Source organism: Sphaerimonospora thailandensis (assembly GCF_016863115.1).
GTDB lineage: Bacteria > Actinomycetota > Actinomycetes > Streptosporangiales > Streptosporangiaceae > Sphaerimonospora > Sphaerimonospora cavernae.
On record NZ_BOOG01000075.1, the window covers coordinates 1 to 25,932 of the forward strand.

Below are 25,932 nucleotides of genomic sequence, written 5' to 3' on the forward strand. Positions count from 1 at the left end.
GCCCCGACCGCTACCAACGCCGCCAGATCGGCCCCGACCGATGGGCCTTCACCTACACCGGCGCCTCCCGTACGAGACAACAGACACGTTGGTAGCGATCGTCGGGCAGACCTCCTATCGCGCGCCCAGAAGGTGGCGGACGACGTCGGCGGCGCCGTACTCGCCGGACGGGAAACCGTCCAGGAACCCCTTCAGGAAGCTCACGTCCTGGCCGAGGGTCAGCAGCGGGGGTTCGACGTAGCCGTCGCGCCGGTGCTGCCCGAGGCCGACGTCGGCGGTGAGCGCGTTGCACAGGCAGCGGCGTCCGGTCGTGTCCGCCGCCGACCCGCCCTTGCGCACATAGTCGTCGACCGGTTCGGCCGGGCAGCGGTAGCCGACCCCGCCGTCGGCCTTCAGATACGGCGTGCGCAGATATCCCAGGTCGCACAGGCGTGGTCGCTCGGCGTAGACCTCCTCCTCCGACAGCGTCCCCGGCGCCTTGGCGACCTTGAACGGGAATCCCGTCGGCGAGGCGTACGGGTCGTTGCGCACCTCGAGCGTGCCGTCGGCCGCGTCGCTGAGCAGCCGCCGCCGCAGCTCCGGCGTCATGCCGGACTCCCGGCACAGCGCGAAAGCCGTGCCGACCTGGATCCCCGCCGCCCCAGCCGCCCGGGCGTCCGCCAGCGCCTCCGGCGTCGCCTGGCCGCCGGCGAGCCAGAACGGCAGGCCGAGGGCGGCGACCTTCGCCAGATCGGCGCGGTCACGCGGGCCGTAGACGGGCTCGCCGGTGTCGTCCAGCCGCAGGCGTCCCCGCGGCGGGGCGCTGTGACCTCCGGCCGACGGCGCCTCCACGACGAACCCGTCCGGCCGGGTGATCGGAGACCGGTTCAGGTAGAGGGCGAGCACGTCGGAGGAGACGATGGCCAGGAAGCGCGGCCTGCGTGGCGGGTTCCCAGCCGATGCGAGCAGCAGGGCGGGATCGAACGCGACGATGTGCCGGTCGTCGGATCCGGCCACCGTCACCGACAGCTCCGCTTTGGCGGGCACGGCGAGCGCGTCCAGCAGCGCCGGGATCTCGCTGGGGATGCCGGCCCCCATCAGAACGTAGTCGACCCCGGCCAACATCGCGCCGAACACGGCGGCCGGGGTGGCGAGCTGGATCTTCTCCAGATAGTTGACCCCCACCAGACCGTCGTGGCCCTCCTTGGCGAGCCATACCTCGACGAAGTTGCCCGCCGCGGTCAGCTCGTCGCGCCACCGGTTCGGGCGCAGGCCCAGCCGAGGGACCGGCCGGAACGGGGTTCCCGAGGCGATCCCGCCCGGCACGAAGAACTTCCGCACGATCCGCTCGGCGACCTCCTGGTCGGGGAATTCCGCCAGTGCCCGGCGCACGTGCCCGCCGGGATCGCCCAGCTGCAGGCGGCGGGCCATCAGCGCGTCCTGGGCGACGCCGGACACGACGCCGAGCTGCCCGACCATGGCCACCGCCCGGGCCAGCCGCCACCCGGAGACCCCGACTCCCATGCCGCCCTGAATGATCGCCGGAAGAGCGAGCTCGGCAAGGGGCTCAGCCACGACGACGCCCCGCCCGGGACGTCTCGCTGAGTTCATGAATCATGGGTTCCCCTCCTGTCGAACCGGTCCCGCCTTCAGAGCATGCCCGGCCGGCGGACCGAAGAGGCGGGGACTTTGGTCCCCAAAACCAGGCTCATAGTCCCTTCCTGATCACACGTCTACGGGCCAGCGGAGCGGACATTCGGTGCTAGACGTCCCAAATTGTCGGGACCATGGCCCCTAAACTGGACACTCGTGACCGGAGAGACTCGACGCCACCCGTTCGCCGTCAGACACCCGTTCGCCGTCAGACAACCCGTTCGCCGTCAGACAACCCGTTCGCCGTCACACCCTTCGCTTACGCTGTGGAGACGTCCTTGGCCGACCAGATCGCTCCGATACTGCACGTCAGCCGACCGTCCGGGGAGAAGCGCCTCGGGGTGGTGCGCCGGCTGTATCCCGGCTACTTCGCGCTGGTGATGGCGACGGGGATCGTATCGACGGGGCTGTATGACATCGGCTGGTCGACCATGTCTGGGCTACTGCTGATCATCGGTGCGATCTGCCTCGTCGTGCTGCTGGCGGCGACGGCGATCCGCGTCGCGGTCTTCCCGCGCGAGGTCGCCGCGGACCTGTCGGCACCCGATCGGGCGTACGCGTTCTTCACTTTCGTCGCCGCGTGCACGGTGATCGGCGCCCGGTCTGCCGGGGCCGGCCTGCCCTCCGTCGCCTGTGTGCTGGGCGGGATCGCCTTCCTCGCCTGGATGGGCCTGAGCTACGGCATCCCGGTGCGCCTCGTCCTCGGCCCGCGCCCGCAGCCGGTGCTCGCGGGCGTGAACGGCACCTGGTTCATCTGGGTGGTCGGCACCCAGTCACTGGCTGTGATCTCCGCCGTACTCGGCACGGCGTACCGCGGACATGCCGAGTTCGTGCACTTCGCCGGGCTCACCGCCGTACTCATGTGGTCGGTCGGCGTGGTGCTGTACCTGATGGTCGCCACGCTGGTGCTGACCCGGCTGCTGCTGCTCGAAGTGCGGCCCGAAGACCTGACGCCGCCGTACTGGGTCACCATGGGCGCGACGGCGATCACCGTGCTCGCCGCGGCCGAGATCCTCGCCATGCCCGTGACCCCGGCGACCGGCGCGGCCCGGCCCGTGCTCGCGGGCCTCGGCATCGTGCTGTGGGCGTTCGGGACCTGGCTGATCCCGATGCTCGTTCTGTTCGGCCTGTGGCGGCACGTGCTGCGCCGTACCCGGCTCGAGTATCTGCCCCAGCTGTGGAGCATCGTGTTCCCGCTCGGCATGTACGCCACGGCCAGCATGGAACTCGGCCGGGCCGTGGGTCTGCCGATCATCGAGGAGATCGGCCGGACCTGGGTCTGGGTGGCCTTCCCCGCCTGGGCGGTCACCTTCACAGCCATGATCGTCAAACTGCTCGTCACGCTGTCCGCCCGTGTCACCCCCCGTCTCGCTCAGCGGATGAGGCCCAGGGCCGCGAGGTCCGACTCGTAGGGGAAGCTGCCGGGAGTGTAGGCGCACCAGGGATCGCTCGCCATCGGATCACCCGTGAGGGCATAGGCTCGGGACCTCGAGCCCCCGCATACGGTGCGGAACTCGCAGGCGCCGCACCGGCCGCCCAGCCGGTCGGGGTCGCGCAGCCAGTTGAACACCGACGAGGTCCGGTAGATGTCGGTCAGCGGGTGATCACGGACGTTGCCGGCCAGGAGCGGCAGGAAACCCGAGGGGTAGACGTCGCCGGTGTGCGACACGAAGACGAACCCCCTGGCCGCGTTGACGTCCAGCGGCGGGCGCCGTACCCGGGTGTCCCGCATGAGGCCGGCGCCGACCGCCTGCTTGCGGAGCGAACGGTAGAGACGGCCCATGCCGAGCGCCCGCATGTGGTCGATCCCGCGCTGCTCCAGGACATGCCGCTGGATCATGACCCGGCGGAAGTGGTGCGCCTCGGTCGTCTTGATCGGGATCGCCGATCCGAGATCGTAGGCGAAGTGCAGGACGTCCTCGGCCTCGCGCGCGGTGAGCCCCTCCAGGCGACGGGCCCGGCCGGTGGGGACGAGGAAGAACAGGCTCCACAGCGACGCGCCGTGGTCGCGGACGAGTCGCGCCATCTGCGGCAACTCGTCCAGGTTGTTCTTGGCGACGGTGGTGTTGATCTGCACCCTCAGGCCCGCCTGCTTGGCCGCCTGCCAGGCGTGGAACGTCTGCCGGAACACGCCGTCGATGCCGCGGAAGCCGTCGTGGGTGTGGGCGCTCGCCCCGTCCAGACTGAGCGAGACGGCCTTCGCGCCCGCCTCGTGCAGGCGGCCGAGTGCCGCCGGGGTGACGGCCGATGTGACCGAAGGCGACACCGCGGGGGCCAGGCCGAGCCGTACGGCCTGCCGTACCAGGTCGAACAGGTCGGGCCGCTGGAAAGGGTCACCGCCGGTGATGACGAACAGCGGGGCCGGCCGGCCGAACGCCGCGACCTGGCTCATCATCTCGCGCGCCTCCGCCGTGGTGAGCTCGGCGGGATGCCGCTGCGGCCTGGCCTCGGCCCGGCAGTGCAGGCAGGCCAGCGGGCAGGCCCGGGTCGCCTCCCAGATCACGATGAAGGGGGCGAGCGCGGCATCGTGGCGGACCTGCCGCAGGGGACGGCGGGCGCGTACGGCGACACGCGCCGGTTCGTCGTTCATCACGGCTCCGTACGCTCAGGCGGAGCGGGGACGGACGGTGCCGGCCCAGGAGAGGAGGTCGAGCCCCTTCTCCATCGCCGTGTCCCGCGTCGACAGGATGTCGATGACGTCCTCGTCGGGGAAGGTCTCCACCATGATCGAAAGCCCGTCGCAGTCGCTCACGTGCGGCAGGATCTGCCGGACGAGATAGACGGCCCGCTCGGCCTGGGCGGGCTCCAGGGAGTCGAGATCGGCCAGCTCGGCGAGCTCGCGGGCGTTGCGGATCGCACCGTCGTGGTCGGCGAGGAGCTTGTCGACGTACTCGCCGCCGAAGATCCGTACGAGGCGGGGATACATCGACTCCTCCTCGTACCTGAAGTGCGGGCCGGTGGCGCGGGCCACCGCGGCGACCCCCCTTCGCGCCGCGGTCATGTCCCCCGCCTCGAAGTCGCGGACCAGCGACAGGAGCAGGTCGCGGACCTCGCGGTGCTCCTCGCGGAAGATGTCGGTGAACTGCTCGGCGATGGTCACGGAAGACCTCCTGCGTAAAAGTCGGAAACCCGTCACCGATTCAACGCCGAGGTACGACATCGGCTGTAGTGACCAAAGCCCCCCGAAGGGGGGCCGCCGGTCACACTCCTGACAGGCCGAGAGTCCGCCACGGGGGGGAGGCCCGGGGCTCACCCTTCGGCGGGCGCCTCCGCGAGAACAGGAGCGGACGCCTCCGCGAGAACGGGGGCGGGCGCCTCCGCTCGCGATTCGCCGCGCCGGATCAGCGCGTCCAGTGACCACGGGCCGGGTCCGAGCACGAAGAGCAGGAAGAACGACCAGCAGAACACCACGGGGAGCTCGCCCCCGTTCTGCAGCGGCAGCACGGCGTGCGGCTGGTGGACGACGAAGTACGCGTACGCCATCGAGCCCGACGACAGGAAGGCTCCGGCGCGGGTGAAGAGGCCGATGAGAACGAGCCCGCCGCAGATGACCTGAATGAGCGCGGCCCACCACCCGGGCCAGGTGCCGATCGGGATGGCGTGGCCCGACCCCTGGTTGCCGCCGAACACGTTGAACACCGACGACAGCCCGTGGCAGACGAACAGGAGTCCCGTCACGATGCGGAACAGCGAGAGCACGGGCCCGGCGTGCCTGTCGAACTTCATGTGATCACCTCTTGATCCTCGCGGTGGCCATCGTGTCGATTCCACGATCATGAACGAAGGCCACGACGGCATTTTGAAAATGCCATTGTCAGGCGTCGGCGGACAATTGCCAGAACCGGCGCCCCAAGTGCAAACAGCTATCAATAGACCTGATTAAGTGCGGAAGAGAACTGGTCCGCGACGATGTCACGACCGGCGCATGGTCCTCCCTCGTAGCCTTGATTCCGCCGACCGTCGGCGGAATCGCCGAAACCGTGTGGGCGCGCCCAAGACGCCCACACAGGCGCGAAAGGAGCGCAACCTGGTGACATTTTCGCTGAATATGACCGTTTTCTCGATCATGAGCCGCGAGGATCGCCCAGCCCGGATTCGCCATCGAACAGGATCTGAGCGACAAACATGAGAATACGTACGGAGGTACCCTCCGTCAACATTTCAACCGCATCTCAGTTAAGGATGTTTTTGGAACATTCCACGCCTACCCGCCACGCCCCCCTTTACCTGCCCCCCTTCCCGGATGCGAGGAGGCGGCGACCATCGCGTACCGACGAATATTCCGTTGAAAGTTTCCTTGTCAGCGCGCACGCGCCCGCGGCGAGAGCTCGGCAGGAAGTCGGAGAGAGCTCGGAGAGAGCTCAGAGGGAGCGGACGGCGAACAAGATCATCAAGGAGGGGGTCCACCGGTCCGAGGCCGGCTTTCGGGGACGTCGCCACAACCCTCTATCCATAATCCCGATTGGTTAGGTAGGGTTATGCCGTGCATTTCGACTACAGCATGGCGATCGGCTCGTTCCTGGTCGCCGTCGTCGTCGGATTGACCGGCATGGGCGGTGGCGCACTCATGACGCCCATGCTCGTCACGTTCTTCGGCGTTCCCCCGCTCACCGCCGTCTCGAGCGACCTCGTGGCCGCGGCCGTGATGAAGCCGGTCGGCGGCCTCGTCCATCTCCGGCACGGCACCGTCAACCTCAAGCTCGTCGGCTGGCTGTGCGCGGGCTCGGTCCCGGCGGCGTTCTGCGGCGTACTGCTCGCGCGTGCGCTGGGGAACGGAGAGGACGTCCAGCACGTGATCCAGACGGGCATGGGCGTCGCGCTCCTGCTCGCGGCCGGCGGCCTGGCCGTACGAGGCTGGCTCACCCTGAAGGATCGGGCTCGGGGCCGACCCGCCGACGCCGACCTCGCCGCGCCCGCCCTGCCCGCCGTTTCGGCGCGGCCACTCCCGACCGCCCTGGTCGGCGCGGTCGGCGGACTGGTGGTCGGGATCACCTCTGTGGGCTCCGGCTCGCTGATCATCGTCGCGCTGCTGGCCCTCTATCCCGCGCTCAAGGCCAACCAGCTCGTCGGCACCGACCTGGTGCAGGCCGTGCCGCTCGTCATGTCGGCCGCGCTCGGCCACCTGCTGTTCGGCGACTTCAGGCTCGAGGTCACCGCCGCGCTGCTGGCCGGTTCCATCCCCGGCGTCTATCTCGGCTCGCGGATCTCCGCCCGGGCCCACGGCGGACTGATCCGCCGGGCTCTGGCGTTCGTGCTGCTGGCTTCGGCGCTGAAGATGTTCGGCTTCGGCAACGCCGTCACCGTTTGGGTGCTCGTCGGTGTGGCCGTCGCCGCCCCGGCCCTCTGGATGGGACTGCGCTCCCGGTACGGCCTCCCGGCGCTCCCCCGAGCTCTCCGGACTTCCCAGGTTCCCTCAGAACTCAGAGCTGCCGAAGCGCCGGCAGCAGTTCCTTCTCCGACCAGTCGAAGAACTCCCGCTGGTGCTCGTACCCGATCTGGACCAGCGCGACGTGCGTGAACCCCGCCTCGGTGTACTGCCGCACCGCCTCCACGACGGCGTCCACGTCCGGACCGCACGGCACCTTCTGGGCGACGTCCTCCGGGCGCACCGTTTCGGTGCTCGCGGCGAAGCTGACCGGCGCGGGCAGCTCGGACATCACCTTCCAGCCCGGCAGCGACCAGCGCCACAGCCGGTGCGCCCGCTCGACGGCGGCCTCGCGATCGGAGTCGTAGCAGATGGCGAGCTGGCCGTAGACCGGCTTGCCGTCACCTCCCGAGGCGGCGAAGCCCTCGACCAGGCGATCGTCCGGAGCAGTCGCCACGAGAGCGTCGCCGTACTCCGCGGCTATCTCCATCGACTGGGTGCCCGACGCCGCGATCGCGAGGGGCACCGGCCGCTCCGGCAGGTCGTACAGCTTGGCCGAGTCGATGTCGAAGAATTCGCCCCGGAAGTTCCGATAGTCGCCCTCGAACAACATCTTGATGATCTCGATGGCCTCCCGGAACATCTCGTGCCGCGTGTTGACGGGCGGCCAGCCGTGGCCGACGACGTGCTCGTTGAGGTTCTCCCCCGAACCCAGGCCGAGCGTGAACCTGCCCTCGCTGAGCACGCCCATCGTGGCCGCCTTCTGCGCCACCACGGCGGGGTGGTAGCGCATGATCGGACAGGTCACGTAGGTCATCAGCGGCAGCCGTTCGGTGGCCCGCGCCGCGGCGCCGAGCACCGACCACGCGTACGGCGAATGCCCCAGCTCCTCCAACCAGGGAAAGTAGTGGTCGGAGACGACGGCATAGCCGAAGCCGACTCGTTCCGCCGTGACGGCGTCGTCCACCATCTGCCCGGCCGGTGTCTGCTCGCTCATCATCGTGTAGCCGATCTCTGCCATGACTCCGCTCCTACCCACCGGTACGGGATCAAGTGATAGGACGATAAACGTCGTAATGCCCGTGAGCGCATCGGCGAACCGCGGGTAAGAAGTCGGACAGAAGGCCCGGGGGAAGGCGATGGAACGCGATGCCCGATCAGCCGATGCCCGATCAGTTGGTGGCGAATCAGTCGGTGGCAGATCAGTCGGTGGCAGATCAGTCGGTGGCAGATCAGCCGCGCCATGAAACCGCGTACGCGTCGGCCGCGCCGTCGGCGACGCGGCGGGTGGTGAAGCCCACGCCGACCGACCTGATGGAGGACGCCGGCACCGGCCTTGACTACGGCACTCGTCCCGACCGCCTGCCCGGCTTCCTCACCCCCGTCGGCCGCTTCTTCATACGCAACCACGCGCCCACCCCCCGGCTGGACCCGGCAGCGTGGACGCTGCGGATCGAGGGAGACGGCGTACGGCGGGCCGTCTCCTATACCTACGACGACCTGTGGCGGCGCTTTCCGCTGACCTCTGTCGTACGCACGCTGGAGTGCGCGGGCAACCGACGGAGGCTGCTCTGCGCGGAGCACGGATGCCGGTTCGAGGGCGTCTCATGGGGGCGTGGCGCGATCGGCACCGCCGAGTGGACCGGAGTCCGGCTGCGCGACCTGCTGAAAGCGGCCGGCCTCACCGACGACGCGTGCGAGGTCATGCCGGAAGGCCTCGACGAGGTACGCGCCCGCCGCCCGATGCCGGTGGCCAAGGCGCTGGCCTCCGACACCCTGATCGCGCTCGCCATGAACGGCGAAGTGCTGCCGCCCGATCACGGCTACCCGGCCCGCGTCGTGGTCTCCGGCTGGCTCGGCGCCGCCAGCATCAAGTGGGTGGGCCGGATCGAGGTCGCCACCCGAGAGCTCCGTGTCCCGTGGAACACCGATGACTACGTCCTCGTCCCGGAGCGCCACGCCCCCGATCAGCCGGCCGACCACCCCGCGACGGCCGACCACTCCGAGCCGGGCATCCCGATCACGAGTGTCCCGGTCGCGAGCCTGGTCGAACTGCCCTGGCCCGCCTGCCTGCCGCCGGGGCCGAACGTCGTCAGAGGCCGGGCTTTCGCCGGCGAGCGCCTCATCGACGCGGTGCACTATCGCGTCGACGACGGCCCGTGGCAGGCCGCCGAGATCGGGACGCGCCAGGAAGCGGGCGCGTGGGTGCGCTGGCAGTTCCGTTGGGACGCCCAGCCGGGCGACCACGTGATCCGGGTCCGGGCGACCGACGACCGAGGGCGCACCCAGCCGGAACACACCCCCTGGAACGCCCTCGGCTACTGCCAGCACTCGGTGCTGGCCCACCCCGTCCACATAAGCGAAGGGGTGGGCGAAGGGGGACTCATTGCTCAAAACTCTCTTGATTAGCCGCCCCCGGCCCATATGCTCGCGATAGGGAGTGTCTGACAAATGCTGCCCGCGCGCAGCAGGGCATGATTTGTCAGACTAGGAGCAACTCTTCGACCGCCAGTGAGAGGAGACGGCGCTTGGCCGAGGACGCAGCGGTGCCCCCGGGCATCGACTCGCATATTCCGAACGCCGCCCGCATGTACAACTACTTTCTCGGAGGCAAGGACAACTTTCCAACGGACCGGGAGGCGGCCGAGCGCGTGCTGGCCCTCGCGCCCGAAGCCCGCGAACTGGCGCGGCAGAACCGTGCGTTCCTGCGCAGAGCCGTCCATCATCTCGTCGCCGAGGCCGGGATCCGGCAGTTCGTCGACATCGGAGCCGGACTGCCGACGGAGGGCAATGTCCACGAGGTGGCGGCGGAGGTGGACCCCGGCACCCGGGTGGCCTACGTGGACAACGACCCCGTGGTGCTCACCCATGCCAGGGCCCTGCTGTCCAACGCGACCAACACCGTCGCCGTGCAGGGCGACCTACGGGATCCGGAGGCCATCCTCGACAGCCCCGAGCTGAGCTCACTGATCGACTTCACCGAGCCCGTCGCGATCCTGCTGGTCGCCGTGCTGCACTTCGTCCCCGACGGCGACAAACCAGACGAACTCATCGGCCGGCTGCGCGATGCCGTACCACGTGGGAGCTATCTGGTGCTGTCGCACGTGACCGCCGAAGAGCGATCCGACACCGCACACCAGGCTGCCGACGTCTACCGGAACGCCAACATGAGCGTGACGCTCCGGAGCCGGGAGCGGATCCGGCGGATGTTCGACGGGTTCGAACTCATCGAGCCAGGTCTCGTACGAGAGGACGAGTGGCGCTCCGACCCGGATGCCGCATCGGCCGGATCCACCGGGCAGGCCACGCCCACCTGGTTCCTCTGCGGAGTGGGCCGCTCGATCTGAGCTCGATACGCACACGTCACCGACCCCCTCCCCGAACCCCTCCCCGTGATCTTGCATTTTCTCGCACACCCGCCCGGCTACCTGGGCGTACACGCTTCATGATCTTGCACTTTCTCGCATGAAGGGTGCGTGAACTGCGAAAACACCATTCGTGATCTTGCGCTCACGAGTACGGCGCTGGGCGTGCCCAGGGGTCCGGAACATCGGAGTGCATTTGACAATCATTTTCATTTGCGTCACGATTCGGCGGTAGCTCCCCTCAACTACGGCAAACTGCGTGAGGAACCGTCGTGCTGTCGCTGCTGTCCCGATCACCGGCCCGATCGCTGGCCCGATCGCGGTCTGCGATGCTCGCCGTGCTCCTCGTGCTCTTCCTGGTGCTCTTCGTGACCGCCTGCGGCGGCGGTGCGGGCACCTCGTCGTTCAGTCAGATCGACGCGCTGAAGGTCGTGGCGACGACCACCGAGGTCGCCGACTTCGCCCGCAATGTCGGGGGCGACAAGGTGGAGGTCCATCAGATCCTCAAGCCGAACGTCGACCCGCACGACTACGAGCCGTCCCCACTGGATCTCCAGGCCATCGCGGAGGCCGACGTCGTCGTCAAGAACGGCGTGGGCCTGGAGAAGTGGCTGGACCCCGTCATCGCCTCGGCCGGGTTCGAGGGCGCCGTGGTGGACGCCGGCAATGGCGTGTCCATCCGCATGGGCGGCGGCTCGGCGGAGGACGCGGAGGGCGACCCGCACATCTGGCACAACCCCATGAACGTCAAGATCATGACCGCCAACATCGAGAAGGCGTTCGCGGCGGCCGACCCGGCTGACGCGGCCGCCTATCGGGCCAACCTTGCCGCCTACACCGCTAAGATCGACGCGCTGGACGCGGAGATCGCCGAGAAGATCGAGTCGATCCCCGCGGACAGACGCAAGCTGGTGACCGACCATGACTCCTTCGGCTACTACATCGAGCGGTACAAGCTGACTTTCGTCGGGTCGATCATCCCCAGCTTCGACACCTCCGCGGAACTGTCCGGCAGGCAGATCTCCGATCTGGTCGACAAGATCAGAGAGACGGGGGTGACCGCGGTCTTCTCCGAGGCGTCGCTGCCGCCGAAGACGGCGGACGCCATCGGGCGGGAGGCCGGCGTGAAGGTCGTGGCCGGCGAGGACTCGCTGTACGGCGACACGCTCGGCCCCGCAGGGTCCGCCGGGGCGACCTACCTGCAGATGGAAGCACACAACACGGACACCATCGTCAACGCGTTGAAGGATCCCGCGGGATGATCGAGGAAACCACTACCGGGCAGATCACGACAGAACAGCCGGGCCGTACGGCTGCGCTCGTGCTCGACCGGGCCAGCGTCGCCTACGGGGACGTCCCCGCGCTCGAGGAGCTGGACGGCGTCGTCCACCCCGGCGAGGCGGTGGCGCTGATCGGCCCGAACGGCGCCGGCAAGTCCACGCTGATCAAGGCGCTCCTGGGCCTGGTCCCGGTGGTGCGCGGCAGGATCGAGGTGCTCGGTACGGCTCCGGCCCGGGCGCGGCGCCAGGTGGCGTACGTGCCGCAGGCCGACACGCTCGACCCGGACTTCCCGGTCTCGGTCGAGCAGGTCGTGATGATGGGCCGGTATCGGAAGATCGGGTGGCTGCGCCGTCCCTCCGCCGCCGACCGCGCCGAGGTGGCCGCCGCCCTGGAACAGGTCGGGCTGGCCCGCCGGGCCCGTGACAGGTTCGGCACGCTGTCCGGCGGCCAGCGCCAGCGTGTCCTGCTCGCCCGTGCGATCGCCGCCCGCCCCCGGCTGCTGCTGCTCGACGAGCCGTTCAACGGCGTCGACGCGGTCAGCCAGCATGCCCTGCTGGAGGCGATGGCCGCGCTCAAGGAGCAGGGCGCCGCCGTCGTCGTCAGCACCCACGACCTGGCCATCGCGCACCTGGCCTGCGAAGAGGTGTGCCTGCTCAACAAGCATCAGTACGGCTTCGGCCCGACCGAGTCGGTGCTCACCCCCGAGCGGCTGCGCGCGACGTACGGCGGGCAGGCGCTGGAGTTGCGGGGTGACCGAGTGATCGTGACACGCACATGACCGCCGGTTTTCTGAGTGGCCTGTTCGAACCGTTCCACCTGCCGTTCATGGCCCGGGCGCTGGCCGAACTGGTCATCCTCGGTGCGCTCGCCGGCACGGTCGGGGTGCTGGTCCTGCTCCGCCGCCTCGCGTTCGTCACCGACACCCTCACCCACACCGTCTTCCCCGGCGTGGTGATCGGTTACATGCTGGCCGGAGACGGCGGCGTCTTCTGGGGCGCACTGGGCGCGGGAGCCGTCACGGCCGTGCTTCTCACGCTTTTCACCCACCGGCGCCGGGTGAGCGAGGACGCCGCACTGGCCATGCTGCTCACCACGCTGTTCGCGGTCGGGGTGGTGCTGGTCTCACGGCGCAGCGGCTACACCTCCGATCTGACCGCGTTCCTGTTCGGCCGGGTGCTCACGGTCACCGCGGAGCAACTCGTGCAGACCGGCGTGGTGACCGTACTGGTGGTGGCGCTGCTGGCCGTGCTGCGACGGCCGCTGATGCTGCGCACGTTCGACCCCGAGGGCGCGCGGGCCGCCGGCGTCAGCGTCGGCCTGCTCGACCTGGTCCTGAACGCCGCGATCGCGCTGGTGGTCGTGGCCGCGGTGCGCGCGGTCGGCACGATCTTGGTGATCGCGCTGCTGATCGTGCCGGCCGCCGCGGCCCGCACGCTGTCCGAGCGGCTCGCGGTCATCGTGCCGCTCGCCTGCCTCATCGGCGCGGCCGGCGGCTGGCTCGGGCTCGCCGTCAGCTACGAGGCCGCCGTCCACCACGACCTGCGGCTGGCCGCCGGCGGCACCGTCGTGCTGGTCCTCGTCGCGATGTACGGCCTGGCGTCCGCCGCCGGGTTCGTACGACGCAGGCGGGCCCTGCTGCGGATCTCCCACGAGGTCGTACGAGAGGTCGAACCGGCATGAACTGGTCTGCCGCGGGTCTGTTCAACGCTGCCTGGTTCGACAACGGCTGGTTCGACAACGGCTGGTTCGACTCGACCATCCACCGGGCCATGTTCGAGGCGGCCCTGGTCGGCGCGCTGGGCGGCGTGGTCGGGGTCCTGGTGGTCGTACGGCGGCTGCCGTTCTTCACGATGGCGCTGACCCATGCGACCTTCCCCGGGATCGTCGTCGCCGCACTGCTGGGGATCGATCTCTACCTCGGCGGAGGGCTGTTCGGCCTGCTGATCGTCCTCGCGGTCGTCGCGTTCTCCCGGATGCGCGGCCAGGACCTCACCGCGGCGACCGGCATAGCGCTGTCCGGCGGATTCGCCCTCGGCGTCGTGCTCGTGTCCGCCCAGGACGGGTTCTCGAAGAACCTGACGCACTACACGGTCGGCGACATCCTGGCGGTGAGCACCGCGGATCTCACCGTCACCCTGGTCGTGGCCGTCGCGGTGGTGCTCGTGCTCGCCGCGCTCGGCAAGGAACTGCTGTTCTCCGCGTTCGACCCCGTCGGGGCGTCGGCCGCCGGGCTGCGCACGGTGCTGCTGGATCTCGCCCTGCTCGCCGTCATCGAGGTCACGGTCGTGGTGACCGTGCCCGCGCTCGGCGCCATCCTGGCCGTCGCCATGCTCGTGGGCCCGGCCGCGACCGCGCGGCTGCTCACCGACCGGCTGGCGCTGCTCTTCCCGATCTCGGCCGTGATCGGCGTCGGCTGCGGCCTGGCCGGGGTGTGGCTTTCCACCCGGTTGGACATCGCGGCCGGAGCGTCCATCGCCCTGCTCGTCGGCGCCGTGTTCGGGCTCGCCTTCCTCGGCTCAGCCGTACGCGCCCGCCTGAAGTTCCCGGCCGAATCCCGCCACCCGATCGCCCTGGAAGTCGTCAAAGACGGAACTGCCCCGCTGTGACACGATCCGGTCCCTGTCTCAGTCCTCGCCGGGCGACCCGGTCGGCAGGGTGGCCCGGGTCACCGGGCGGCCGGCGGCGCGGGCGAGGTCGGCGAAGGTGACCGCGTTCCGTACGGCCGCGCCGCCGGGATCGTTGTTGAAATAGACATAGGCGTCGGGGACATCGCCCAGCCGGTCGAGCCAGCTCCGCAGCGCACGGGACCCGTAGTTCGGCCACGGCCGGGCGGCGCCCTCGTGAAACCGCAGGTACGCCCAGTCCGCCGTACGCCACAGGGGACCGTCCGGCCGACCCAGGTGATCGGCCCAGCACAGGGCGGCACCGGCCGCGGCGAGCACGTCGCGGATCTCCTCGGTCCACCACGAGGCGTGTCGCGGCTCGACCGCGATCCGGACACCGGCCGGGAACCGGGCCAGGCAGTGCCTGAGACGTTCGGCGTCGACGTGCAGCGTCGGCGGCAGTTGCAGCAGGATCGGGCCGAGTTTGCGGCCGAGACCGGCCGCGACCCCCATCAGTCGCTCGACCGGCTCCTCCGGGTCCTTCAACCGCTTGATGTGGGTGAGGAAACGGCTGGCCTTGACCGCCACCACGAAGTCGTCGGGCGTCCGGTCCCGCCAGGCCTCGAACGTCTCCGGCTTCGGCAGCCGATAGAACGCGTTGTTGTTCTCGACCGTGGCGAACGCCTCGCCGTACCGCTCCAGCCAGAGCCGCTGCGGCACCCCCGAGTAGAGCACGTCACGCCAGTCGGCGTACTGCCACCCCGATGTCCCGACGAACAGCGGCATGCCGTTCCCCTACCCGGCTCGCCTCCTTGACACCGCGGGCTCAGGAGGCCTCGAACGCGTGGGCGACCGCGGTGCGGGTCTCGTCCATGGACGCCCGGCCGATCTCGTGGGCGATCGAGGTCATCTCGACGTCCGGCATGCCGCACGGGATCGCGAGGTCCCATGGGGTCAGGTCGCCGTCGACGTTGAGCGCGAAGCCGTGGCTGGTGACCGACCGGCTGGCGCGCATGCCGATGGACACGATCTTCCGTCCGGTGCCCCGAGTCCAGACCCCGGTCAGCAACTCCGATCCGGGCGGCGTGTCCCGGCGCTCAGCCGGGACCCCGAGCTTGTCCAGCGCCTCGACCAGCCGCAGTTCCACCTCGCGGATGTAGTCCACGACGCCCTCGCCGGTCCGCAGCTTGACGATCAGGTAGCCGACGAGCTGGCCGGGACCGTGATAGGTGAGCTGCCCGCCGCGGCCGGTGGTCACGACGGGGATGCCGTGCGTCGGGTCGGGCAGGTGCTCCGTCAGGGTGCGCTTGCCGATCGTGAAGACCGCCGGGTGGCTGAGCAGCCACAGCGTGTCGGGCCGCTCGTCTTCCTGCCGTTCGCCTACCAGTGCGGCCATGCGTTCCATGGCCTTGTCATAGTCGACCAGGTCGTCCTGGACCAGCGCCAGGGGCCGTTCCTGCATAGTCATGTCACCTCTCCGGATGCGAGCATATGTCGCCGACCGCGAGAGAGCCTCAGTAGTAGCCCGGTCGCTCCGGCGCATTCGGGATCAGCACCCACATGATGAGGTAGATCACGAACTGCGGGCCAGGCAGGATGCACGAGAGCAGGAAGAGCAGCCGGACCGTCGTCGGCCGCATGCCGTACCGCTCCGCGATCCCGCCGCAGACACCCGCGATCACCCTGTGCCGTCTCGATCGGTACATCACCGAACCTCCTTCGTCACCCGTCCACCATCACCTGGTCAAACGGGCCGCCGTCAACTCCCGGTTCCACCGGCGACCCTGAGATAACCCGGAGAAGACCCTGAGCCGGCGTTCGGATGGTGATCTCCCGGTGAATTAGGGCATATAGGGGAAGTCGGATCCGGCGATGGAGATTCCCATGGACATCTCGGCACTGCAGGGGCAGACCAGGCTGCTGCTGCGACAGAAGATCACCGTGATGGTGAACCGGTACGTCGTCCATGTGGCCGGACCCGGCGGCTCGGAAGGACCTGTCGTGGCCTTCGCCGAGCAGAAACGGATGGCGCTCAAGGAGCAGGTGACGCTCTACACCGACGAGTCCCGTCGGCAGGTGCTCGCCGGCTTCAAGGCCCGCAAAGTGATCGACCTGGCCGGCGGGTACGACGTGGTCGACGAGGCGGGCAGGCCCCTCGGCATGTTCCGCAAGGATTTCGGGCGGTCGCTGCTGCGCTCGACCTGGCATCTCCAGCAGCCCGGCCTGCCCACGCTCAAGGGTCACGAACGCAACCTGCCGGTGGCGCTGCTGCGCCGGTCCTCCGACTCACTGTCGTGGCTGCCGTACCACTTCGATTTCAGCATCGGCGCCTCGATCGCGTTCTCGGTCGACCGCCGGTGGGGCCTGCGTGACAGCTATCTGATCGAAGTCCACGATCCCCGCCTCGACCGCCGACTGGTGATCGCGATGGCCGTGGCCCTGGACGCGCTGCAGGCCCGCTGACCCGGTTTTCCGTCCGCCCGGCCAGGTGCAGACGGCCGGGCTCGCCGTGTTGATCTCCCCGCTGGCGCGCTGATTCTCCTGAACCGTTGACAGGATGCTGAACGCGATTTAGCCTGAATCCAGTTCAGCATGCTGATGCAAGTTCAGGGAAGTACGGATATGAGTGCGCAGTCCCAGCCCAGACGGAGACGGTCGTCCGACGACCGCGACCGCACCGCGCGGGCGCGGATCCGAGATGCCGCGATCGAGCGGTTCGCCGAGAACGGCGTGGCGGCCACCAACCTGAAGGACATCGCCGCCGACGCGGGAGTCTCGACACCGCTTGTCATTCACCACTTCGGCTCGAAGGACGGGCTTCGGGTCGCCTGCGATGAGCACGTCGCTTCGCTGATCAAGGAACAGAAGACCAAGGCGATGGCGGCCAGCAGGGGTTTCGACCCGTTCCAGGCGGTCCGGGAGGCGTACGAAGGCACCCCGATCATCAGATACCTCGCGAAGACGATCGTGGACGGTTCTCCCCACGTGGACGAACTGATCGACGAAATGATCGAGGACGCGCTGGTCTACATGGCCGAAGGGGTCGAGAACGGAATCCTCAAACCGGCCGAGAACCCCCGGGAGCAGGCGATCGCCCTGATGCTGTGGCAGTTGGGCGCCCTCGTCATGCACGAGCAGGTCAAGCGACTGCTGGGCATCGACCTGATCGACAACACCTTCGGCTCCGCACTCAAGTGGGCGCGGATCAACGCCGACATCCTCGCCAAGGGCGTCATGAACGAGGAGTTCTACGACAAGTGGCGGGACGCCATGAAGGCCGCAGAACAGCAACCTGAACAGCAACCGGAATAACACCTCAAAAGGCACAGACCGGGAAACGACATGACCACTGCCATCGCCATCTCCGGGCTCGTCAAGACCTTCGGGTCGACGCGAGCTCTCGACGGGCTCGACCTCACCGTGAACACGGGAGAGGTGCACGGCTTCCTGGGTCCGAACGGCGCCGGGAAATCCACGACCATTCGGGTTCTCCTGGGCATCCTGCGGGCCGACTCGGGCTCGGTCACCATGCTGGGCGGTGATCCGTGGGCCGACGCGGTGGCGCTGCATCCGCGCCTGGCGTACGTGCCCGGCGATGTCGAGCTGTGGCCGGGCCTCACCGGAGGCGAGGCCATCGACCTGCTCGGCAGGCTGCGCGGCGGGCTGGACAGGCGACGTCGCGACGAGCTGATCGAGCGGTTCGACCTCGACCCGTCGAAGAAGGGCCGTACGTACTCCAAGGGCAACCGGCAGAAGGTCGCCATCGTGGCCGCGCTCGCGTTCGAGGCCGAGCTGCTGCTGCTCGACGAGCCGACGGCCGGCCTCGATCCCCTGATGGAGGTCGTGTTCCAGGACGTGATCGGCGAGGCCAAGGCGGCGGGCCGTACGGTCCTGCTGTCCAGCCACATCCTCGCCCAGGTCGAGAAGCTCGCCGACCGGGTCAGCATCATCCGGCTGGGCAAGATCGTGCAGTCGGGAACGTTGGCCGAGATGCGGCACCTCACCCGCACGACCATCGAAGCCGACACCGCCGGCCGGGTGACCGGCCTGGAGCAGCTGCCCGGCGTGCACGACGCCGAGGTCGGCGACGGCCGCGTGCGGTTCGCGGTGGACGGCGCCCACCTCGACGGCGCGATCAGGCACCTCAGCGGGTTCGGCATCCGGGCGCTCACCAGCCATCCGCCGACGCTCGAAGAGCTCATGCTCCGGCACTACGGCGACGAACTCGCCGCCGAACACGCTGCCGAACACCAGGGAACCCGTCAGGCGGTGCGGAAATGACCGCGACCGCCACGCCCGCCGTGGGCCGTACGACCGAACGGGCCGGCGGAGGCGCCCTGGCCGGAACGGGCGTGCTCCTGCGGTTCGACCTCCGGCGCGACCGCGTCCGCGTCCCGGTATGGCTCGCGGCCCTGACCCTCGGCACCCTGTGGGTGGCGGCCGCCTTCCCGCAGCTGTACCCGACCGCCGCCGAGCGGCAGGCCGCGGCCGCCACCATGAACAGCCCCGCCGGGCTCGCGTTCACCGGGCCCGCCCACTACCTGAGCGACTACTACTACGGCTCGATGCTGAGCCACCAGATGCTCGGCTTCATGGTGATCATGGTCGGGATCATGAGTGTGCTCATGGTGGCCCGGCACACCCGGACCGAAGAGGAGACCGGGCGGGCCGAGCTCGTCCGGGCGGCCGTGGTGGGGCGGCACGCTCAGCTCGCCGCGGCGCTGATCCTGACCGTCGCGGTGAACATCGCCCTCGCGCTGTTGCTCACCTTGAGCCTGGGTTCGCTCGGGATCGGCGGAGTGACCTGGGCGGGGTCGCTGCTGTACGGCGCGGCACACGCGGCGGCCGGCATCACGTTCGCCGGGGTCGCCGCGGTGACCGTCCAGATCACCGAGCACTCCCGGGGCGCGTCCGGCATGGGACTCGCCGTCGTGGGGGCGGCCTACCTCGTCCGGGCGGCCGGGGACTCGGCGGGCAGTGGACTGTCGTGGGCCTCGCCGATCGGCTGGGCGCAGCAGACGTTCGCCTACCTCGACAACCACTGGTGGCCGCTGCTGCTGAACCTGGCCGCGGCCGCGGCGCTGGCCGCTCTCGGGTTCGCGCTCAGCACGCGCCGCGACCTCGGGGCCGGACTGCGGGCGGCCCGGCGCGGACGGCCGGAGGCCTCTCGGGCACTCACCACGCCGCTCGGGTTCGCCCTCCGGCTGCACCGGGGCATGCTGATCGGGTTCGCCGTCGGCATGCTGGTGCTCGGGATGTCGTACGGGCCGTTCCTCGCTGACGTCGAAACGAAGCTCCAGAGCGTCGAGGTGTTGAAGGAGGCGCTGGCTCAGCTCGGCGGGGCCACGTTCGTGGACTCGTTCATCGCCATGATCATGACATTGCTCGCGGTCGTCGCGGCGATCTACGTGGTGATCGCGACGCTGCGGCCGCGGTCGGAGGAGAGCTCCGGCCGGGCCGAGCCGGTGCTGGCGACCGGGCTCTCCCGAGCCGGCTGGCTCGGCAGCCACCTGGCGGTGGCGCTGGTCGGCGGACCGGTGATGATCCTGCTCGCCGGTCTGGCGCTCGCCGCGACCGGGGCGCCCACCGTGGACGAGAGCGGCCTGTTCTGGGAGATCATCGCGGCCGCCGCGGCCTACATCCCGGCGCTGTGGGTGACGGCCGGTCTCGCGGTCGCCCTCGTGGGATGGTTCCCCCGGGCGAGCGCGCTGGCCTGGCTGGTCGTGGTGTACGCCGGCGTGGTCGGATATTTCGGGACGATCCTGCGGTTCCCGGGCTGGATGAGCAACCTGTCGCCGTTCGGCCACATCCCGCGGATCCCGGTCGAGGGCTTCAGCTGGACTCCGCTGCTGGTCCTGACCGCGATCGCGGCCGGACTCATCGCCCTCGGGCTGTACGGCTTCCGCCGCCGCGACCTCGAAACCAAGTGAACACGAAGGCGTCCTCGGGCTTCGCGGGACACACCACGAAACCCGAGGACGCTTCGGAGCCGAACGGGAGTCTCAGGTGCCGATGGGATGCCAGACGGTCTTGGTCTCGAGGAAGGCCGCCATCCGCTCGGTCCCGGGGTCAACGAGCCAGTCGACCGGGCCGGCCGGCGGGCGCAGCACTCGCTTGAGGTTCTCCGCGGCCGACTCCTCGCAGGTCACGGCGAGCTCCGGGGTGGCGCCGGTGAGGTCGATCGCGTTGACGTCCATGTGACCGGCGAGCCACGGCGCGATCTCCGCCTGGTGCCCGGTCAGGATGTTCACCACGCCGCCCGGCAGATCGGAGGTGGCCAGCACCTCGGCCAGCGTGATCGACGGCAGCGGGGCACGCTCGGAGGCGACCACCACGCACGTGTTGCCCGTCACGATCACCGGAGCGATCACGCTGACCAGCCCCAGCAGCGGCCCCATCGGCGGCGCCAGGACCGCGACCACCCCGGTCGGCTCGGGGCTCGACAGGTTGAAGTACGGCCCGGCGACCGGGTTGGCCGACCCGAGGACCGCGCCGATCTTGTCGGACCAGCCCGCGTACCACACCAGCCGGTCGATCGCGGCGTCCACCAGCTCACCGGCCTTCTTCGCCGCCACCCCGTCGGCCTGCACGACCTCGGCGACGAACTGCGCCCGGCGCCCCTCCAGCATCTCCGCGACGCGGTAGAGGATCTGGCCCCGGTTGTAGGCGGTGGCGCCCGACCAGCCGGGGAACGCCTTGCGGGCCGCGGCCACCGCGTCCCTGGCGTCCTTACGCGAGGCGCGGGCCGCGTTGGCCAGGAAGTCACCCTTGGCCGAGGTCACGACATACGACCTTCCGCTCTCAGAACGCGGGAACGCGCCGCCGACGAACAGCTTGTACGTCTTGCGCACAACCAGGCGCTCACTCATCGATGGTTCCAATCCAGATAGGCCTCCAGCCCGTGCCGTCCGCCTTCGCGGCCGTAGCCGGACTCCTTGTAGCCGCCGAACGGCGAGGCGGGGTCGAACCGGTTGAACGTGTTGGACCACACCACTCCGGCCCGGAGCCGGGACGCCGTCCACAGCATGAGCGACCCCTTCTCCGTCCAGACGCCGGCGGACAGTCCGTACGGCGTGTTGTTGGCCTTCTCGACGGCCTCGGCCGGGGTACGGAACGTCAGCACCGACAGCACCGGGCCGAAGATCTCCTCCCGGGCGATGCGGTGCGACTGGGCGACGCCGGTGAAGACGGTCGGCGGGAACCAGAACCCCCGGTCCGGGAGCGGGCACGGCGGCGACCACCGCTCGGCGCCCTCCGACTCCCCGGCCGCCGACAGCTCCCGGATCTTGGCGAGCTGGGCCGCCGAGTTGATCGCGCCGATGTCGGTGTTCTTGTCGAGCGGGTCGCCGAGCCTGAGCGTGGCCAGCCGCCGCTTCAACGCCTCCAGCAGGTCGCCGGCGATCGACTCCTGGACGAGCAGCCGCGAACCGGCGCAGCACACGTGACCCTGGTTGAAGAAGATGCCGTTGACGATGCCCTCGACCGCCTGGTCCAGCGCGGCGTCCTCGAACACGATGTTGGCCGCCTTGCCGCCCAGCTCCAGGGTGAGCTTCTTGCGGGTCCCGGCCAGGGTCCTGGCGATCTGCCTGCCGACCTCGGTCGACCCGGTGAAGGCCACCTTGTCGACGCCGGGGTGGGCGACCAGCGCCGCTCCCGTCGCGCCCGCGCCGGTCACGATGTTGACCACGCCGGGCGGCAGGTCCGCCTGCCGGCAGATCTCGGCGAACGCGAGCGCGGTCAGCGGGGTGGTCTCGGCCGGCTTGAGCACCACCGTGTTCCCGCAGGCGAGCGCGGGTGCGATCTTCCAGGCCAGCATGAGCAGCGGGAAGTTCCACGGGATGACCTGCCCGGCCACGCCGAGCGGCCGGGGGTCCACCCCGAGCCCTGCGTAGGCGAGCTTGTCGGCCCAGCCGGCGTAGTAGAAGAAGTGCGCCGCGACCAGCGGCAGGTCCACATCACGCGACTCCCGGATCGGCTTGCCGTTGTCCAGCGACTCCAGCACGGCCAACTCCCGCGACCGTTCCTGGATGATCCTGGCGATCCGGAAGATGTACTTGGCCCGTTCGGCGCCCGGCAGCGCCGACCAGGTGGTGAACGCCTTGCGCGCGGCCTGGACCGCGCGGTCGACGTCGGTCTCGCTCGCCCAGCCGATCTCCGCCAGGACCTCCTCGGTCGCCGGGTTGATCGTCTTGTGGCGCTCCTCCCCCTGCGGCTCGACCCACTCTCCGTTGATGAACAGGCCGTACGACGGCCTGATGTCGACGATGTCCCGCGACTCCGGCGCGGGTGCGTACTCGAACATCTTCTAGTCCAGAGTGAAGTAGTCGGGGCCGGCGTATCGGCCGGTGGCCATCTTCTGGCGCTGCATGAGCAGGTCGTTGAGCAGCGACGACGCGCCGAGCCGGAACAGGTCGGGGTCGAGCCAGTCCGGCCCGGCGGTCTCGTTGACCAGCACCAGGTATTTGATCGCGTCCTTGGTGGTGCGGATGCCGCCGGCCGGCTTCACGCCGATCTTCCGTCCGGTCCGCCGGGCGAAGTCCCGTACGGCCTCCAGCATGATCAGCGTCACGGGCAGCGTCGCGGCCGGCGACACCTTGCCGGTCGAGGTCTTGATGAAGTCCCCACCCGCGATCATCGCGAGCCAGGACGCGCGCCGCACGTTGTCGTACGTCGCGAGCTCACCGGTCTCCAAGATCACCTTCAGGTGTGCGGCCTGCTCTCCTTGCGCGCCTCCGGCGCCGTTTTCACGCTGCGCGCCTCCGGCACGACCACAGGCGGCCTTGACGGCGGCGATCTCCTCGAAGACCTTGAGGTAGTCGCCGGCCAGGAACGCGCCGCGGTCGATCACCATGTCGATCTCGCTCGCCCCGGCGGCGACCGCGAGCGCGGTCTCGGCCACCTTCACCTCAAGCGACGAGCGCCCACTCGGGAACGCCGTCGCGACCGACGCCACCTTCACCCCCGAGCCCTCGACTGCCTGTACGGCCGTCGCGACGAGGTCGGGATAGACGCAGACCGCGGCGGCGGACGGCACGGAAGGGTCGGCCGGGTCGGGCCGTACGGCCTTGGCGCACATCGCCCTGACCTTGCCCGGGGTGTCCGCGCCTTCGAGCGTGGTGAGGTCGACCATGCCGATGGCCAGATCGATGGCCTGCCCCTTGGCCGTGGTCTTGATGGATCGCGTGGCCAGCATCGCGGCCCGGGCATCGGCGCCCACCCGGTCGACCCCGGGCAGCCCATGCAGGAACGCCCGCAACGACGCGTTGGAGGTGGCGACCTCCGCGAACGGAGTAGTCAAAGTTGACACCACCCCAGCATCCCCGACCGGTCCGCCGGATTCCAAACCCACCCAAGCCGAGATCCCACCTGGGATTTTGGCAGCTCTGGCCGTCAGACATCATGTCGGCAGAAGTTGACCTAAGTTCTCGCTCCGCTGGCAGGCGCCGCCGGATCGACCTTGACGTTGTTGCTCTAAAAACGCGGTTTTCACAGCAACAACGTCCAACTCGATGAGCGCAGACCGTCGCCCACGCGGGGCGCCGGGGCGACGGCATTCATACGGCGCGCGGAGCCCTACCTGATGGCGCAAGCGGCAAGGGCATTAGGCAAGTCCTCACCTTTGTAGTCCGACCAGTCCGCACCACCCGTGTAGCGGTCCCAGTCCGCCTTGCTGATCTGCGTGCCGGGGTTGACTCGGCAAGCAACCCGTTCCGGGTCGGCGACGATCTCGGCGAGGTCTCTGAGATTCCACAGGGAGACTCCGCCGGGGCCGGCCGTCAAGGCGACGCCGCCATCGGCGCCGAGAGCCACGGAGTTGATCTCCCGCGTGTATCCCTTCAATGCGGCCAGCCGGGTCGGCTTGGACGGATCGGAAAGGTCCCAGAGGATCCCAGAATCGCTCGGCCCCGCGAGCAGGGCGGTCTTCCCATCGGGGGTCAAGGCCATGCCATACATATCGTTGAGGGGCACATCAAGCGTGGCCGTGCGAACCGGACGCGACCGGTCGTCGAGCTTCCAGACCTCGGCCCAATGTGCGTTCCCGAAAAGGATGACGCGCCCGTCCGCGCTCATCGCCGTCGCCCTCGCATACTTCCCGGCAGGCAGGGCCAGGTCTGCCGACTTGACCGGACGCGAGGGATCGGAAAGGTCCCAGACCGCCACCGCTCCATCGTTGAACAAGCCTTCGTACGAGATGACGGCGATCCCGCCGTCCGCGCTGAGTCTGAGGTCGCTAACGATGGAGGAGTCGCGCGTTCTCGTCATCGACAGGCGCACCGGATGAGACCGGTCGGTCAGATCCCATACGTTCAGGTCACGGCCGAGATCGGCGATCACAGCCGTGTGGCCGTCGCGCGACAACGCCATCGACTGCACGCTGTCGTCGTCCTCAGCGTTCTTCCCGCCCGCCAATACGGCCGCCCGGATCGGCTTGGCCGGATCGGTGAGATCCCACACGACCGTGTCGCCGCCGCCGCCGATCAGCGCGGTCCGCCCGTCGCCGCTCAGCGCCGTCATGCTCAGGCCCTCCCTGCGGTCCTTCAGCACAGCGATCCGATCGGACTTATTGACGATCTTGGGATCGAGCCAGGTCGTGAGGTCCCATACGCTCATCTCGTCGCCGCCAGTCAGGGCGATCCGCCCGTCATCGCTCAGCACCACCTCGCCGGAGGGGTCCGGGGTGAGCTCATCGCTGCCCATCCCAACCATTGTGTCGATCAACCCTGCCCGGGTCTGCTCGTCAGAGTGGATCTCGACTGCGACCAGGCCGAGGACCCGGGCCATGCCAGGGGCGGCTCCCCGCAGCTCCGCGGCGTGGAGCGCGAGCCCATGAGCCACTGCGATCCGGTCCTGAGCCGACGCCCTGTCGTGCTCACGCTTCCACACGAGTCCAGCGACGACCAAGAGCACGGCAAGCACCAACGCACACGCTCTCCAGCGGCGCCCGCCGCGTCCATCCGCATCGCAGGCTCCGGCCAGGTCACTCATCTCGGCCTCCAGTCCATCCCGGATCACAACGGCGCGTATTCCTTTCGCACGACGCGCTCGTGGTACGGGCCGCAGTCCCGGGGGCCGTACTGGCGAGGCAAGTTGCTGATCACACAACCACGGGTCCAGGTGATCACCTGAATGCCTCCCGCCTCGCCATACTCCCTGCTTCCGCTGAGCGCAGCGCTGATCGCGGCCGAAATCCCGCCGCATATTTTACACAAAAGGATCACAACCTCTTTTCAAGCAACCAAAAAATTAGAGAGGACAGCGACAACAAGCTCCCATAGACGAGAAACTTTATCGCGCTCCGATCTGCCCCTGGAAGTGCTATCACCATTCTCATCAGAGCGAAGAGGCAGAGCAGAACTCCAGCTATTCCAATTGACCTGCGAACCCATTTCATTGCGACCAGATCCCTCGCCTCGACAGGGAATCCCTCACCACAAACAGCCTCCTGTTGAGAATCTCCCGTCCTCATGGCAGATCAGCGCGGTCATTCCGTCGGGATCTTCTTGTGAAGAAGAGAAAGACCAAGCCTGACAATCCGATCACGAACCCTATCTCCACAAGCAGAACCCCATCCGGAGCCCCACAGGGAAGCGCTCTCCATAATATGAACACGCCAATCCCCGACACGGCCGTCCCGGCAAGAGTCAGCAGATTGCCCATCCACCTCACATCGCCCGGTCGCACTCGG

At 69.0% G+C, this 25,932-nt stretch carries 24 protein-coding genes; 12 read left to right on the forward strand and 12 right to left on the reverse strand.

Annotated features, from left to right (window positions below; translation table 11 throughout):
- Positions 1 to 114: 114 nt before the first annotated feature.
- A complete protein-coding gene (locus Mth01_RS27200) occupies positions 115 to 1,554 on the reverse strand; it encodes a nitronate monooxygenase (protein ID WP_239090044.1) in 1,440 nt (479 codons plus the stop codon).
- A gap of 356 nt (positions 1,555 to 1,910) precedes the next feature.
- On the opposite strand from Mth01_RS27200, the gene Mth01_RS27205 reads away from it, so the two are divergent.
- A complete protein-coding gene (locus tag Mth01_RS27205; protein ID WP_204018817.1) occupies positions 1,911 to 3,044 on the forward strand; it encodes a tellurite resistance/C4-dicarboxylate transporter family protein in 1,134 nt (377 codons plus the stop codon).
- On the opposite strand, the gene Mth01_RS27210 is transcribed toward Mth01_RS27205, so the two are convergent.
- From Mth01_RS27210 to Mth01_RS27220, 3 genes are all read right to left on the reverse strand, one after another.
- Positions 3,005 to 4,222 carry a TIGR04053 family radical SAM/SPASM domain-containing protein gene (locus Mth01_RS27210; protein WP_204018818.1) on the reverse strand — a complete coding sequence of 406 codons (1,218 nt, stop codon included), beginning with the start codon at positions 4,220 to 4,222 and terminating at the stop codon, positions 3,005 to 3,007. The two genes, Mth01_RS27205 and Mth01_RS27210, sit on opposite strands and share 40 nt — an antisense overlap.
- A 15-nt stretch (positions 4,223 to 4,237) precedes the next feature.
- Positions 4,238 to 4,732, reverse strand: coding sequence for a hemerythrin domain-containing protein (locus Mth01_RS27215; RefSeq protein ID WP_204018819.1), 495 nt, complete (start codon positions 4,730 to 4,732; stop codon positions 4,238 to 4,240).
- 149 nt (positions 4,733 to 4,881) lie between these two features.
- Positions 4,882 to 5,358 carry a DoxX family protein gene (locus Mth01_RS27220; protein WP_204018820.1) on the reverse strand — a complete coding sequence of 159 codons (477 nt, stop codon included), beginning with the start codon at positions 5,356 to 5,358 and terminating at the stop codon, positions 4,882 to 4,884.
- Positions 5,359 to 6,115: 757 nt separating this feature from the next.
- Here Mth01_RS27220 and Mth01_RS27225 point away from each other — a divergent pair.
- Entirely contained in the window at positions 6,116 to 7,150 is a 1,035-nt protein-coding gene (locus tag Mth01_RS27225; RefSeq protein ID WP_239090045.1) for a sulfite exporter TauE/SafE family protein, read from the forward strand.
- Here the strand turns inward: Mth01_RS27225 and Mth01_RS27230 are convergent.
- Positions 7,053 to 8,018, reverse strand: a complete 966-nt coding sequence (locus Mth01_RS27230) for a TIGR03557 family F420-dependent LLM class oxidoreductase (RefSeq protein WP_204018821.1) — start codon at positions 8,016 to 8,018, stop codon at positions 7,053 to 7,055. The genes Mth01_RS27225 and Mth01_RS27230 overlap by 98 nt on opposite strands.
- A 203-nt stretch (positions 8,019 to 8,221) precedes the next feature.
- Between Mth01_RS27230 and Mth01_RS27235 the strand changes: the two genes are divergently transcribed.
- From Mth01_RS27235 to Mth01_RS27260, 6 genes are all read left to right on the forward strand, one after another.
- Positions 8,222 to 9,406, forward strand: a complete 1,185-nt coding sequence (locus Mth01_RS27235; protein WP_204018822.1) for a sulfite oxidase — start codon at positions 8,222 to 8,224, stop codon at positions 9,404 to 9,406.
- Between the two features lie 119 nt (positions 9,407 to 9,525).
- Positions 9,526 to 10,344 carry an SAM-dependent methyltransferase gene (locus Mth01_RS27240; RefSeq protein ID WP_239090046.1) on the forward strand — a complete coding sequence of 273 codons (819 nt, stop codon included), beginning with the start codon at positions 9,526 to 9,528 and terminating at the stop codon, positions 10,342 to 10,344.
- Positions 10,345 to 10,634: 290 nt separating this feature from the next.
- Entirely contained in the window at positions 10,635 to 11,624 is a 990-nt protein-coding gene (locus tag Mth01_RS27245; RefSeq protein ID WP_204018824.1) for a metal ABC transporter substrate-binding protein, read from the forward strand.
- Positions 11,621 to 12,421 (forward strand): metal ABC transporter ATP-binding protein, encoded by an 801-nt coding sequence (locus Mth01_RS27250; RefSeq protein ID WP_204018825.1) that lies wholly within the window; start codon positions 11,621 to 11,623, stop codon positions 12,419 to 12,421. Before Mth01_RS27245 ends, Mth01_RS27250 begins: the two co-directional genes overlap by 4 nt.
- Positions 12,418 to 13,323: a metal ABC transporter permease gene (locus tag Mth01_RS27255; RefSeq protein ID WP_204018826.1), complete on the forward strand. Its 906-nt coding sequence runs from the start codon at positions 12,418 to 12,420 to the stop codon at positions 13,321 to 13,323. Before Mth01_RS27250 ends, Mth01_RS27255 begins: the two co-directional genes overlap by 4 nt.
- Positions 13,320 to 14,249 (forward strand): metal ABC transporter permease, encoded by a 930-nt coding sequence (locus Mth01_RS27260; protein WP_204018827.1) that lies wholly within the window; start codon positions 13,320 to 13,322, stop codon positions 14,247 to 14,249. The genes Mth01_RS27255 and Mth01_RS27260 overlap by 4 nt, the downstream gene beginning before the upstream one ends.
- An 18-nt stretch (positions 14,250 to 14,267) precedes the next feature.
- Here the strand turns inward: Mth01_RS27260 and Mth01_RS27265 are convergent, their stop codons facing one another.
- Genes Mth01_RS27265 through Mth01_RS27275 form a run of 3 tightly spaced genes read right to left on the reverse strand, consistent with a single transcriptional unit; the run spans position 14,268 to position 15,952 of the window.
- Positions 14,268 to 15,032, reverse strand: coding sequence for a DUF72 domain-containing protein (locus Mth01_RS27265; protein WP_204018828.1), 765 nt, complete (start codon positions 15,030 to 15,032; stop codon positions 14,268 to 14,270).
- 40 nt (positions 15,033 to 15,072) lie between these two features.
- On the reverse strand, positions 15,073 to 15,708 hold the full coding sequence (gene lipB, locus Mth01_RS27270; protein ID WP_204018829.1) for a lipoyl(octanoyl) transferase LipB: 636 nt from the start codon (positions 15,706 to 15,708) through the stop codon (positions 15,073 to 15,075).
- A 52-nt stretch (positions 15,709 to 15,760) separates the two neighbouring features.
- A complete protein-coding gene (locus Mth01_RS27275; RefSeq protein ID WP_204018830.1) occupies positions 15,761 to 15,952 on the reverse strand; it encodes a PspC domain-containing protein in 192 nt (63 codons plus the stop codon).
- Positions 15,953 to 16,130: 178 nt separating this feature from the next.
- Here Mth01_RS27275 and Mth01_RS27280 point away from each other — a divergent pair, with 178 nt between their 5' ends.
- From Mth01_RS27280 to Mth01_RS27295, 4 genes are all read left to right on the forward strand, one after another.
- Positions 16,131 to 16,709, forward strand: a complete 579-nt coding sequence (locus Mth01_RS27280; RefSeq protein ID WP_204018831.1) for an LURP-one-related/scramblase family protein — start codon at positions 16,131 to 16,133, stop codon at positions 16,707 to 16,709.
- A gap of 159 nt (positions 16,710 to 16,868) precedes the next feature.
- Positions 16,869 to 17,558, forward strand: coding sequence for a TetR/AcrR family transcriptional regulator (locus tag Mth01_RS27285; protein ID WP_204018832.1), 690 nt, complete (start codon positions 16,869 to 16,871; stop codon positions 17,556 to 17,558).
- Between the two features lie 30 nt (positions 17,559 to 17,588).
- A complete protein-coding gene (locus tag Mth01_RS27290) occupies positions 17,589 to 18,527 on the forward strand; it encodes an ABC transporter ATP-binding protein (protein WP_204018833.1) in 939 nt (312 codons plus the stop codon).
- The gene (locus Mth01_RS27295; RefSeq protein WP_204018834.1) at positions 18,524 to 20,176 is read left to right on the forward strand and encodes an ABC transporter permease; all 1,653 of its coding nucleotides are present in this window, start codon (positions 18,524 to 18,526) and stop codon (positions 20,174 to 20,176) included. Before Mth01_RS27290 ends, Mth01_RS27295 begins: the two co-directional genes overlap by 4 nt.
- 72 nt (positions 20,177 to 20,248) lie before the next feature.
- Here Mth01_RS27295 and Mth01_RS27300 read toward each other — a convergent pair whose 3' ends face one another.
- From Mth01_RS27300 to Mth01_RS27315, 4 genes are all read right to left on the reverse strand, one after another.
- Complete coding sequence (locus tag Mth01_RS27300; protein ID WP_204018835.1) at positions 20,249 to 21,115, reverse strand: aldehyde dehydrogenase family protein; 867 nt, start codon at positions 21,113 to 21,115, stop codon at positions 20,249 to 20,251.
- A complete protein-coding gene (locus tag Mth01_RS27305) occupies positions 21,112 to 22,548 on the reverse strand; it encodes an aldehyde dehydrogenase family protein (RefSeq protein WP_204018836.1) in 1,437 nt (478 codons plus the stop codon). The genes Mth01_RS27300 and Mth01_RS27305 overlap by 4 nt, the downstream gene beginning before the upstream one ends.
- 3 nt (positions 22,549 to 22,551) lie before the next feature.
- Complete coding sequence (gene deoC / locus Mth01_RS27310; protein ID WP_204018837.1) at positions 22,552 to 23,544, reverse strand: 2-deoxyribose-5-phosphate aldolase; 993 nt, start codon at positions 23,542 to 23,544, stop codon at positions 22,552 to 22,554.
- Between the two features lie 275 nt (positions 23,545 to 23,819).
- Positions 23,820 to 25,028, reverse strand: coding sequence for a WD40 repeat domain-containing protein (locus Mth01_RS27315; protein ID WP_204018838.1), 1,209 nt, complete (start codon positions 25,026 to 25,028; stop codon positions 23,820 to 23,822).
- Positions 25,029 to 25,932 lie beyond the last annotated feature (904 nt).